Genomic DNA, 9670 nt, shown 5'->3' on the forward strand with positions numbered 1-9670 from the left:
TATGGAGGCAGCCTTGGCGGCAGCAGAGGCTCATGAGGCGCAGTCCGGCGCGGTCGACTTCGAGCAGTGGGTGACGGAGAAGGCCGACGCGCTGCTGCGGTTCGCGTACGTCCTGACCGGCGACAAGACGCTGGCCGAGGACGCGGTACAGGACGCCCTGACGACTGCTTGTGCGCGCTGGGGCCGGGTCAGCCGGGCGGAGGACCCAGAGGCCTACGTGAAGCGGATGGTGGTCAACGCGCACATCTCCTGGTGGCGTCGCTTCCGCCGCCGGGAGGCCCCCGTGGAGGAGCCGACCAGGACTGCTGCCGCAGCGCCTGACGGTGCCGGCTCCCGAGCGGAGGCAGAGGCCGTCTGGGCGCTCTGTGCGACCTTGCCGGACAAGCAGCGCACCGCGGTGGTGCTGCGCTTCTACGAGGAGCTCTCGTACGCCGAGATCGCAGACCTGCTGCACTGCGCCGAGGCCACGGCCAGATCGCATGTACACCGAGCACTGGCCGTACTGAAGGACACGCTGAGCAAGGAAGGAGCCGAGGATGCCTGAGCCGGATGAGCAGGAGCTCGGCCCGCAGCTCGCCGATGCCTTCCAGAGCAAGGCCCACACCGTGCAGGGCTTGCGTAGTACCGGGTATGCGAGGGAGGCGCGCAGGCGGGTACACAGGCGGCGGCAACGGCTCACGATGGCCGCGGCGGCGGTAGTGGTGGTCGCGGCGATCGGGGGAGTGTGGGGCGTCGTCGGAGGTCCGTCACCGGTCTCTACCAGCGCGGACAGCAACGCCGCCGGTTCCGCCGTCGACAAGGGCTCGAAGGCCGCACCGGAAGCCGCGACAGACCCCGCCGCCACATGTCCTGAACAGCACGCGATCCTCACGGCCCCCACGCATGAGGCGGTGCCGTCCGGTACCGGCCTGGACCTCGACAATGCCGTCGTCCTCGGCCTCGAGGCCTGCCGCTACCGCTTGGAGGGCGCTCAGATGCTGCTCGGCTCAGCGCACTTCAACGCGACCACGGCCCAGCAGGTGGTCGACGCGATCAAGGTGCTGCCTGAGCGCAACCCGAGCCTGCCCGTGTTCAAGTGCGCGCCCCAGACAGCCCGCCCGAAGGAAGCGATCGTGCTGCGCTTCGACACCACGACCGGCATCCGCGAGGTCTGGGTCGGCTACGACGGCTGCTCCTCGGCCGGCTTCTTCACCGGCACCCGCACCTACGGCCTGTACGCCGCACCGCTCAAGCTCTTCATGACGGGCACGGTCCGCCCGTCCGGCGGCATCTACCTAGACCACCTAAAGGGATGGTGACTGCCCCTTCTCCGACCTCCCCCGCAACGCCCGCACGTTGTCCGGCACGGCGCCATCCCCTTGAGCACCCCGGTACGTACCGGCCTGCGGGGGCGGTCCGCCCAGAAACTTCCGCAGATGATCCACCTCGGGCGACTGTTCGACAGCGGCCTCGTGATACCGGTTGTCCAGCTCAGCTGTCGTCGTACTCAAAGCTGTCACCGCCCGCTGGGCACCCTGGTGACCGGCGATGGACTTCGCCACCCCGGCCATCTCCTCGCTCTGCTGGGCGGCGGCGACCTCGCCGAACGACGGCCGCATCGTCTGCACCAGTTGAGTTCTGACGGCCTGGCGATCCTGTGGCGGCATGACGTCGGCCAGCCGCTCGTCGATCACCAGATCGGCCACTGCCGCGAAGCGCTGCGTCCGGTCGGACTGCTCCATCGCTGCGCGGACCTGGCTGGGTGGTAGTCCGGTGACCTGCGCTGTCCCGCTGATCAGCTCGTCGGTGGCGGCGGTGTAAGCGGGGTAGCTGTCGACGGACTCTGTGGTGAGCAACTCGGGGTTGGCGACGTGCATACCCGCATCACGGATGACAGCGTTGACGTTGCGGTGCGCCCAGGTCTCGGTCAGCCCTTCCTCGACGGCCAGGTTTTCCGGGGAGTACACGGGGGTTGCGCCGGGAGCGTTCTCGTCGCCGAGTGGGTGACTCAGGTGGTCGGCCTCGTGGACGACGGTGAGGACGGCGTCCCGTACCTGGGTCAGTTCGTCATCGGTCAACGGCCGCCCGGCGGTGTAGGCCATGGCGATCGGCTTGAGCACCTTGTCGACGCTCAGCGTCATCGCGCCGCCGTCCTTGGCGCTCCCGAGGACTCCGTCGCGCGGCTCTTCGTACAGTTCGCCGTTCCAACGGGACGGGCGGCCGGAGAGCTTCTCGACCGAGCGGATGGCGTTGCGCACCCACTGGTACTCGTTGCTGTTCCGGGGGATCGGCTGGCCGACGTTCATCCGGTACTGCTCTGCAGGTGTTCGATCAGCCGCACCAGTGGGCTGTTCAGCCGGCGTATCGCCCCGGCCTCTCGTACCGGCGCCTGATCGGCGAGCTGGCCGATCTGCTCGATTGTCTGCTCGAGCCGCGGGATCCGGACTTCGGCTGGTCCCTGATCCTTGATCGCACGATCGAACAACAGCTGCGCCCGCGCGAACTCGGCGCTGGCGGGGACCGGTGGGCCGGCCAGCAGGCGGGGGAGCTCGGCGGCCCGGGAGAAGGCGCGTTCGCGGCCGGGGGCGTCCTGGACCTGTCCGGCCATCGCCTGCAGGCGTGCAGTCTCGGCTTCGACGGTGGCCGCGTCCGCGCCTCGGAGGTTGTCGATCAGCCGCTGCAGTTCGGCCTCGACGGTCTCGTGGGTCACCGGCTTGTCGTTCATCACGCTCCCTGTTCGGTCAGGGAAGACGATAACCGGTCGCGGGTGGCTGGGGCGGGCCGTCAGACTGGGGGGTATGGGTCACGTCGAGGTTGCGGGGATCGGGTTCGAGTTGCCGGACGGGCGGGTGTTGCTGGACGACATCACGTTCCGGGTCGGGGACGGGGCCAAGGTCGCCCTGGTCGGGGCCAACGGGTCGGGCAAGACGACGTTGACGAAGATCATCGCGGGTGACCTCAAGGCGCACAGCGGGAGCGTTGCCCGGTCCGGTGGGCTCGGAGTGATGCGGCAGTTCGTCGGCTCGGTACGGGACGAGACGACCGTCCGTGACCTGCTGCTCGGTGTCGCGCCGGAGCGGATCCGGGCGGCCGCGGCCAAGCTGGACCAGGCCGAGCTGGCGATGATGGAGGCCGACGACGAGAAGACCCAGCTGCGCTACGCCCAGGCGGTCTCCGACTGGGGCGAGGTCGGTGGGTACGACGCCGAGGTGCTCTGGGACGTCTGCACGATGAGCGCGCTCGGGATCCCGTTCGACAACTGCCGCTGGCGTGAGGTGAAGACGCTGTCCGGTGGCGAGCAGAAGCGGCTCGTGCTCGAGGCGCTGTTGCGCGGCCCGGACGAGGTGCTGATGCTCGACGAGCCCGACAACTACCTCGACGTACCGGCCAAGCGCTGGCTCGAGGAGCAGCTCAACGCCACCCAGAAGACGGTCCTCTACATCAGCCACGACCGCGAGCTGCTGGCCAACACCGCGACCCGGATCGTCACCGTCGAACTGGGTGCCGCGGGCAACACCATCTGGACGCACGGTGGTGGCTTCCAGACGTACCACGAAGCGCGCAAGCACCGGTTCGAGCGGCTGGAGGAGTTGCGCCGCCGCTGGGACGAGGAGCACGCCAAGCTCAAGGCACTGGTGCTGATGTACAAGACGAAGGCGGCCTACAACGACGGCCTCGCGTCGCGCTACAAGGCGGCGCAGACCCGGCTGGCCAAATTCGAGGAGGCCGGGCCGCCGCAGGCGATCCCGCGCGAGCAGAAGGTCAGCATGCGGCTCACCGGCGGACGCACCGGCAAGCGCGCCGTCGTCTGCGAGGGCCTGGAGCTGACCGGGCTGATGAAGCCGTTCGATCTCGAGGTCTGGTACGGCGAACGCGTGGCCGTCCTGGGCTCCAACGGCTCCGGTAAGTCGCACTTCCTGCGGCTGCTGGCCAACGGCGGCTCCGATCCGGACATCGAGCACCAACCGGTCGGCGAGATGGTCATCCCGTCGGTCGCGCACACCGGCAAAGCCAAGCTTGGCGCGCGGGTGCGGCCGGGGTGGTTCGCGCAGACGCACGAGCACCCCGAGCTGGCCGGCCGGACGCTGCTGGAGATCCTGCACCGCGGCGACGAGCACCGGGACGGGATGGGCCGGGAGCTGGCCTCGCGGAAGCTGGATCGGTACGAGCTGGCGCACGCGGCCGAGCAGAGCTTCGACTCGTTGTCGGGCGGTCAGCAGGCCCGGTTCCAGATCCTGTTGCTGGAGCTGTCCGGCGCCACCTTGCTCCTGCTCGACGAGCCGACCGACAACTTGGACGTCGAGTCCGCCGAAGCACTCGAAGAGGGCCTGGATTCCTTCGACGGAACTGTTCTGGCAGTCACCCACGACCGCTGGTTCTCCCGCGGCTTCGACCGCTACCTGGTCTTCGGCAGCGACGGCAACGTCTACGAGTCCCCCGAACCGGTCTGGGACGAGGCCCGGGTCCAGCGCGCCCGTTAGTCTTCTCCGATGGGGGAAGAGCTGGCCGAGAGGTGGCTGAACGCAGGCGTACCGAGCTGGCTCTACCGCTGGCTGATGCCGGCTGCCTGGATGGCGGCGATCGCGGTGTCGGTGATCGGGTCCGGCGACACCCCGTGCTCGGTGACGGATCCGTCCGACTGCGGTCCGGATCTGACCTTCTCGCTGGCGATGATCCCTTGCCTGGCGTCGTTTCTGGCCTGGTGGTGGCTGCCCCGGCTGGCGGCCGTCGCCGGGCTGGTGTTCCTGGTGCTCGATCTGCGGTACGACGACGTGGAGTCGGCGCACACGGCATGGACGGTCTACGGCGCCGGCTGTGTGGCGCTCCTCCTCGCGTTGACCTGGAGCCAGATCCGCAGGCGTGAGCTGCTCGCCCGGGTGCACCGGGTGCCGGTGATGATCGGCCCCGCGAACCCGATCCGCTTCACGCCCGCTCTGGCAGGAATAGCCGTCCTGGTGGTCGCAGGGTTCGCGGTGCTGGGTGTCATGCGCTGGCAGGTCGACCGGGAGCAGGTGCACCTCGACCGGGCCGTCCAGACGACCGCTGTGGTGGTGGGCTTCAAGGATGACGACCTCCTGCTGCGGCTTCCCGACGGCAGCATGCGCAGCACCTCGTCCCTGGACTACCCGAAGAAGGGGGACGAGCTGCCCGTCCTGGTGGATCCCCAGGACGCTGACTGGGTACGGCTGCAGGCAGAGCTCGCCGACTACACGATGTGGTGGACGGTCGCCGGTGGCGCCTGGCTGCTCGCGTTGCTGATCCTGCGCCACGACCTGGTACGCCGGCGCGCACGCCCCCGGCGTACCTGGTCGGCGGCTGGGTTGCCGGTGTGGATCGAGCCGGACGGGCTCATGGGGTTCAGCATCCTGCCGGGGGAGGGCAGTGAGCAGGTGCTCGGCTTCATCGCGCTGGAACTCGACGACGAGGAGGCGGCTGGGCGGCTGGGCGCCTCGTACGGAGTACTGGCCGATGACGAGAGCGATGAGCCACTGCCGCCGGCGGCTGCTCGGCTGGAGTGGAGTTGGGTGCTGAGCAGCTACCGAGGGAACGCCTTGCTGGTAGGCGATCTGGCCGAGGGGGCCTGGCCGACCATCGTCCTCGGTGCCTGGCCTACCGCGGCTCTGGGCGATCGGATCCTCCGGCCGGTGACATCGTTCCGGACACCGCGCCGCTCGCCGTGGAGAGTGGAGCAGCCGGGGCTGCGGCTGTTGGACCTGCCTGTCGACGAGGAGCCTGACCCGGAGCCAGTGCATCCGGAGCCGGTCCCCGTGCTGCAGGACCTGCCCTGGCGGATCCCGCAGTCGGCACCTTATTGGTGGCATCTCGTGGAGCGGCTCCAGCGGGTGGTGGTGACGTCGACCGGCCTGCGGATCCGGCGTGGCATCTTCACCGAGACAGTCGACTGGCGTGAGGTGGAATCCGTCGAGATCGACGATGGCGACGTGATTCTGAATACCGCCGACGATTGGCACGTCATCGGCCGCATCCCCGAGGACCGGCTGCGGGAGGTCGCGGGAGTCATGGAGACGCTGCGGCGGCAGGCGCTCAGCTGAGGTTGTCGCACCAGGTGTTGCGGTAGGTGGTCCAGTGGTCCTCGGTGGCGGCGAAGTCGACGTAGAGGGCTAGGCCGAAGTTCTGGCGCTCTGACTTGCCGAGGCCTAGTTGGGCGCCTCGGATGGCGGCTTGGACTGTTTCGGCGGAGCCGCGGTGGGAGAAGTTGTCCTCCCAGTAGAAGGGAAGGCCCATGAGGAGGTCCACGTGTGGTGGGGTGACCTCCAGGGCCATCTTGGTCTGGCGGGCGACGTAGCCGCCGTACAGGGATTCCAGTGGAGTCCAGGTGTCGTAGGACATCACGGCGATCTGCTCGACCCGGCTCGCGACGGCACCGAAGTACGACTTGGTCCACCACTTGCTCTGGCCGCTGACGCCGACCAGCAGACCGTTGAGGCCGGGCGCCGGGTTGAGCTGGGCGGCGGCGACCGAGAGCGGGACGTCGCGGGCCGACGTGATCGCGTGGACCTGGTCGAGCAGCGCGAGAAAGCCCTTGGAGCCGGAGCGGACGGGTTCCATGTCGAAGTGGATTCCATCGAAGCCCTGGGCCAGGACCTGCTCGGAGGTCTTCGTCACCCGGGTGCGGACGGCGGCGTCGTCGAGGTCCATCCCGGGGTTCTTCTCCGGTTGCAGGACATCGCCGAGCCACGCCTGGACCCGAAGCTTCGGCATCGCCCGGTGGATCGCGTCGGTGAACCACCTGGCCCGGGGCGAAACCTTTGCCAAGGGCAACGTTCCGTCGTGTTCGAGTGGGCCGGTGTGGACGTAGAGGTCGCGGATTCCGGTGCCCTGCAGCTGATTCGCGAGGGCGGTGATGTCGGTGGCGGTCTTCCGGCCGTCGACCCAGGCGTGCCCGAGCCAGATGGCGTCCTGGCCGCGGGTCTGGGCCGTGGCGTCACCGGTGTAGGCGATCCGGAGCGAGATCGCCAATGCGCCCAGTGGCAAGAAGATCAGCAGGACGAACGCCAATGCCAGGCTGATGAGCAGCCGTCGGCGGCGGGACCAGGATCGCCAGCGCCTCACGATGCCCGCAGGCCGTCGTAGAGCAGGGCGAGCATGCGGTCGCGCGCGTCGGATTCGAGGCCGGTCGCGGTGGCGCCACGGGAGGCGCCGACCAGTAGGGCGTAGACCTCGGGGAAGGCGGCGTCTCGGCGTACGGCGCCTGCCTGCTGCGCTCGATCGAGCAGCGCGCCGAAGGCTTCACGCATGCCTTGGCCTGCTGCCTTCGCCTCGTCGCCGGCGACGGTCCCCGATGCGCTGAGGGCCTCCGCGATGGCCAGCTTCGACGCGGACTCGGCGACCACCTGGCTGAAGAAGCCGAAGAAGGCGTGGCCGGCATCCGCGCTGCCAGCCAGCTCGAGAGCGCGGTCGCGCAGCCGCTCCAGCCGTTGCGTCAGGACTGCCTCGAGCAGCTCGACCTTGGTCGGGAAGTGCCGGAAGACAGTGGCGATCCCCACCTCGGCCAGCTTGGCGACCTCGTCGGTCGAGGCGTTCGGCGACCGGCCGAAGACGTCCTCGGCGGCGGTCAGGATCCGCTCCCGGTTGTCCCGGGCATCCGCGCGCAACGGCCTCATCGCACTCCTCGCTGTGGTCGTCATCAGCTTAGGAGACGTTCGAAAGGACTCCGTGGTTGTAAACGGAGTCGCAACTCCTTATATTCGGAGTCATGACTCCGGAAGACGTATTTCTTCGCCTGGTGCACGGTGTCGCCGACCGTGACCTCGAGGCGCTGCCGGCCCTGTACGCCGAACAGACCGACGTCCGGCATCCGATGTCGCCGTACGGCGATCCTCCGCTGCTCACCCGCGACGCGCTCCGCGAGCACTTCAACGGCCGCGGACCGCAGGTGGCGGAGGCGGTGCGGTTCCAGCCGGACGCGATCCGGATCCACCAGACCCAGGATCCGGAGGTGATCGTCGCCGAGTTCGACTACGCGGGCACGGCGATCGCGACGGGGGAGCACTTCCGGGTGCCCTGCGTCTTCGTACTCCGCGTCCGCGACGGCGAGATCGTCGAGTCGCGCGACTACATCGACCACGTGGCGATGGCCCGCGCCCGTGGGGCGCTGGACGAACTCATCGCAGTACTACGGGAACCGGCGCCGGCGCGGTCTGCGTCGTAGTACCCAGAAGCGCAGAAACGGCCCCGATCCCTGGCAGGTAAGCCGGATCGGGGCCGTTCCCAAGTACAGCCGATGTTGTTAGCGGTCGCCCATCGGGACGTACTGGACGCCACGGGCGCCGGTGTAGATCTGCTTCGGGCGGGCGATCTTCTGGTCGGTGTCGCCGAGCGACTCCTTCCACTGCGCCAGCCAGCCCGAGGTGCGCGGGATGGCGAACAGCACGGTGAACATCTCCGGCGGGAACTGCAGCGCTTCGTAGATCAGGCCGGAGTAGAAGTCCACGTTCGGGTAGAGCTTGCGGGAGACGAAGTACTCGTCCTCCAGCGCGATCTTCTCCAGCTCGACGGCGATCTTCAGCAGCGGGTTGATGCCGGTCACCTCGAACACGTCGTCGGCGGCCTTCTTGATGATCTTGGCGCGCGGGTCGTAGTTCTTGTAGACCCGGTGGCCGAAGCCCATCAGCCGCTCCTCGCCGGCCTTCACGCCCTCGATGAACGAGGACACGTTGTCGACCGTGCCGATCCGGCGGAGCATCTTCAGCACCGCCTCGTTGGCGCCGCCGTGCAGCGGGCCGTAGAGCGCCGCGATGCCGCCGGTGACCGCGGAGTACGGGTCGACCTGGGTGGAGCCGATCGCCCGGACCGCGTTGGTGGAGGCGTTCTGCTCGTGGTCGGCGTGCAGGATGAACAGGATCTCCAGCGCGCGCACCAGCCGGTCGTCGGCGGCGTACTTGGGCTCGCTCATCTTGAACAGCATCGACAAGAAGTTGGCCGCGTAGCTCAGCTCGTTGTCGGGGTAGACGTACGGCTTGCCCTGCGCGTGCCGGAAGGAGAAGGCGCCCAGCGTCGGCATCTTGGCGATCAGCCGGCGGATCTGCAGGCCCCGCGACTCCTCGTCGAAGATGTCGCGCGACTCCGGGTAGAAGGTGGACAGCGCGCCCACCGAGGCGAGCAGCATGCCCATCGGGTGCGCGTCGTAGCGGAAGCCCTGCATGAAGGTCTTCAGGTTCTCGTGCACGAACGTGTGATACGTCACGTCGTGCACCCAGGCCTCGTACTGCGTCTTGTCGGGCAGCGCGCCGTTCACCAGCAGGTACGCGACCTCCAGGTAGTTCGACTGCTCGGCGAGCTGCTCGATCGGGTAGCCGCGGTACTCCAGGATGCCCTTGTCGCCGTCGATGAAGGTGACGGACGACCGGGTCGAGGCGGTGTTGACGAAACCGGGGTCGTAGGTGGCCAGGCCACCGTCCCCGTCGGTTGCACTGATCTGCTTGAGATCGGCGGCACGGATGGTGCCATCGGTGATGGCAAGGTCGTAGTCCTTGCCGGTCCGGTTGTCCCGGACGGTGAGCGACTGTTCGGTCACAATGCCCTCTTCGGAAGCTGGCGCATCGCCGGAGTGAGTGAGGGTCATCGTCGCCGGCGGGACGCGGATCGGACTGCAATCTTCACCGCTAAACTAGTGCGGTCCCGGGTTGGTTCCAAGCCGGGGTCTCCGACCGGCTCAGGCTCGCTTTGA

The 9670-nt window shown here is 68.4% G+C and carries 10 protein-coding genes; 5 read left to right on the forward strand and 5 right to left on the reverse strand.

Going from position 1 to position 9670, the window contains the following annotated elements; all coding sequences use genetic code 11:
* Positions 1-13: 13 nt before the first annotated feature.
* Both ACIA12_RS28000 and ACIA12_RS28005 read left to right on the forward strand, forming a co-directional pair.
* Positions 14-544 (forward strand): SigE family RNA polymerase sigma factor, encoded by a 531-nt coding sequence (locus tag ACIA12_RS28000; RefSeq protein WP_396370025.1) that lies wholly within the window; start codon positions 14-16, stop codon positions 542-544.
* Positions 537-1298 carry a hypothetical protein gene (locus ACIA12_RS28005; protein WP_396370026.1) on the forward strand — a complete coding sequence of 254 codons (762 nt, stop codon included), beginning with the start codon at positions 537-539 and terminating at the stop codon, positions 1296-1298. The genes ACIA12_RS28000 and ACIA12_RS28005 overlap by 8 nt, the downstream gene beginning before the upstream one ends.
* On the opposite strand, the gene ACIA12_RS28010 is transcribed toward ACIA12_RS28005, so the two are convergent.
* Complete coding sequence (locus tag ACIA12_RS28010) at positions 1284-2285, reverse strand: hypothetical protein (RefSeq protein WP_396370027.1); 1002 nt, start codon at positions 2283-2285, stop codon at positions 1284-1286. The genes ACIA12_RS28005 and ACIA12_RS28010 overlap by 15 nt on opposite strands.
* Positions 2282-2704, reverse strand: coding sequence for a hypothetical protein (locus tag ACIA12_RS28015; RefSeq protein WP_396370028.1), 423 nt, complete (start codon positions 2702-2704; stop codon positions 2282-2284). Before ACIA12_RS28015 ends, ACIA12_RS28010 begins: the two co-directional genes overlap by 4 nt.
* A 73-nt stretch (positions 2705-2777) precedes the next feature.
* Here ACIA12_RS28015 and ACIA12_RS28020 point away from each other — a divergent pair, with 73 nt between their 5' ends.
* Positions 2778-4460 carry an ABC-F family ATP-binding cassette domain-containing protein gene (locus ACIA12_RS28020; RefSeq protein ID WP_396370029.1) on the forward strand — a complete coding sequence of 561 codons (1683 nt, stop codon included), beginning with the start codon at positions 2778-2780 and terminating at the stop codon, positions 4458-4460.
* A gap of 9 nt (positions 4461-4469) precedes the next feature.
* Positions 4470-6032 (forward strand): hypothetical protein, encoded by a 1563-nt coding sequence (locus ACIA12_RS28025; RefSeq protein WP_396370030.1) that lies wholly within the window; start codon positions 4470-4472, stop codon positions 6030-6032.
* Here ACIA12_RS28025 and ACIA12_RS28030 read toward each other — a convergent pair.
* Entirely contained in the window at positions 6025-7053 is a 1029-nt protein-coding gene (locus ACIA12_RS28030) for a hypothetical protein (RefSeq protein ID WP_396370031.1), read from the reverse strand. The two genes, ACIA12_RS28025 and ACIA12_RS28030, sit on opposite strands and share 8 nt — an antisense overlap.
* Positions 7050-7604: a TetR/AcrR family transcriptional regulator gene (locus ACIA12_RS28035; RefSeq protein WP_396370032.1), complete on the reverse strand. Its 555-nt coding sequence runs from the start codon at positions 7602-7604 to the stop codon at positions 7050-7052. Before ACIA12_RS28035 ends, ACIA12_RS28030 begins: the two co-directional genes overlap by 4 nt.
* A gap of 92 nt (positions 7605-7696) precedes the next feature.
* Between ACIA12_RS28035 and ACIA12_RS28040 the strand changes: the two genes are divergently transcribed.
* Positions 7697-8152, forward strand: a complete 456-nt coding sequence (locus ACIA12_RS28040) for a nuclear transport factor 2 family protein (RefSeq protein ID WP_396370033.1) — start codon at positions 7697-7699, stop codon at positions 8150-8152.
* A gap of 78 nt (positions 8153-8230) precedes the next feature.
* Here ACIA12_RS28040 and ACIA12_RS28045 read toward each other — a convergent pair whose 3' ends face one another.
* Complete coding sequence (locus ACIA12_RS28045) at positions 8231-9517, reverse strand: citrate synthase (RefSeq protein ID WP_396370034.1); 1287 nt, start codon at positions 9515-9517, stop codon at positions 8231-8233.
* Between the last annotated feature and the right edge of the window lie 153 nt (positions 9518-9670).

It is taken from the genome of Kribbella sp. NPDC051620, from assembly GCF_044453825.1.
GTDB lineage: Bacteria > Actinomycetota > Actinomycetes > Propionibacteriales > Kribbellaceae > Kribbella.

What these genes read in the sequence shown, in the direction of transcription:
- ACIA12_RS28005 (WP_396370026.1), top strand. Translation starts at nt 537, where the DNA reads ATGCCTGAGCCGGATGAGCAGGAGCTCGGCCCGCAGCTCGCCGATGCC.
- ACIA12_RS28010 (WP_396370027.1), bottom strand. Translation starts at nt 2,285, where the DNA reads ATGAACGTCGGCCAGCCGATCCCCCGGAACAGCAACGAGTACCAGTGG.
- ACIA12_RS28015 (WP_396370028.1), bottom strand. Translation starts at nt 2,704, where the DNA reads ATGAACGACAAGCCGGTGACCCACGAGACCGTCGAGGCCGAACTGCAG.
- ACIA12_RS28020 (WP_396370029.1), top strand. Translation starts at nt 2,778, where the DNA reads ATGGGTCACGTCGAGGTTGCGGGGATCGGGTTCGAGTTGCCGGACGGG.
- ACIA12_RS28025 (WP_396370030.1), top strand. Translation starts at nt 4,470, where the DNA reads ATGGGGGAAGAGCTGGCCGAGAGGTGGCTGAACGCAGGCGTACCGAGC.
- ACIA12_RS28035 (WP_396370032.1), bottom strand. Translation starts at nt 7,604, where the DNA reads ATGAGGCCGTTGCGCGCGGATGCCCGGGACAACCGGGAGCGGATCCTG.
- ACIA12_RS28040 (WP_396370033.1), top strand. Translation starts at nt 7,697, where the DNA reads ATGACTCCGGAAGACGTATTTCTTCGCCTGGTGCACGGTGTCGCCGAC.